General features: G+C 68.7%; 1 protein-coding gene and 1 pseudogene. Both read left to right on the top strand.

Annotated elements, in window-relative coordinates; all coding sequences use genetic code 11:
* On the top strand, nucleotides 1-795 hold a 795-nt coding region (locus tag CF70_RS33920; protein WP_235185148.1), incomplete at its 5' end, for a DUF4349 domain-containing protein.
* Between the two features lie 7 nt (nucleotides 796-802).
* Nucleotides 803-957, top strand: a pseudogene (locus tag CF70_RS38175) (pyruvate kinase); the annotation flags it as partial.

Here is a 957-nt window from a genome sequence, read left to right as displayed (position 1 = left end):
GCCGCGCCGGCCGCGGGCATGGCCGCGGCGGAAATGGCGCGCGGGCAGGGTGGACAGGGAGAGCAGCAGGAAGCGGAGCGCCGCTACCTCGCGCTCAAGTACGCATTGACGGTGGAGAACACCGCCGATGCCCTTGAGGCCGGCTGGAAGAGCGTGGTGCAACGTTGCCAGGCGCTGGGCTGCGAGTTGCTGGAAGCGGGTTTCACGCGCAGCCGTGATGGCGCATCGCCGCGCGGCGAGCTGCGCGCGCGCATCGCGCCGAAATCCTTGCCGGACCTGCTGAAAGCGGCGGAGCAAGGCGGCACGGTGGTATCCAACGCCGTGTCGAGCGAAGACAAGACCGACCAGGTGATCGATGCCGAGGCCCGCATCAAGAACACCACCGAGCTGCGCGACCGCCTGCGTGCCATGCTGCAGAACGCGCGCGGTCCGCTGCGCGACGTGATCGAGCTGGAGCGCGAACTGGCGCGCGTGCAGGGCGAACTGGACACCATCCACGGCCTGCGCAAGATGCTGGCGGCGCAAACCGACCGCAACGAAGTCCGTATCGATTTCGTTGCGCGCGAGAGCTTTGTCAGCCAACGAAAGGTATCGCCGCTGCGCGACGCTTTTAACGATATCGCCGAGTTGTTCCTCGGCAGCCTGGCCATGCTGATCCGCGTGGCCGCCGGCGCGCTGCCCTGGCTGCTGGTTGGCGTGCCGCTGCTGTGGCTGGCGCTGGCCTGGCGCCGGCGCCGCGTGGCGCGCAGGAAGCAAGCCGTGCCGGCGCCGCCGGACGGCGCAGGCCCTCGATAAGGAAGATTTGCCAATGACCCGCTCGACCAAGATTGTCGCCACCATCGGTCCCGCCTCCAGCACGCTGGAAATGCTCACGCGCATGATCGCGGCGGGGGTCGACGTGGTGCGCCTGAACTTCTCCCACGGCGTAGCCGCGGACCATATCGAGCGCGCCCGCCT

It is taken from the genome of Cupriavidus sp. SK-3, assembly GCF_000611145.1.
In the GTDB taxonomy this organism is placed as follows: domain Bacteria; phylum Pseudomonadota; class Gammaproteobacteria; order Burkholderiales; family Burkholderiaceae; genus Cupriavidus.
This window is presented reverse-complemented; position numbering and strand designations above follow the sequence as displayed.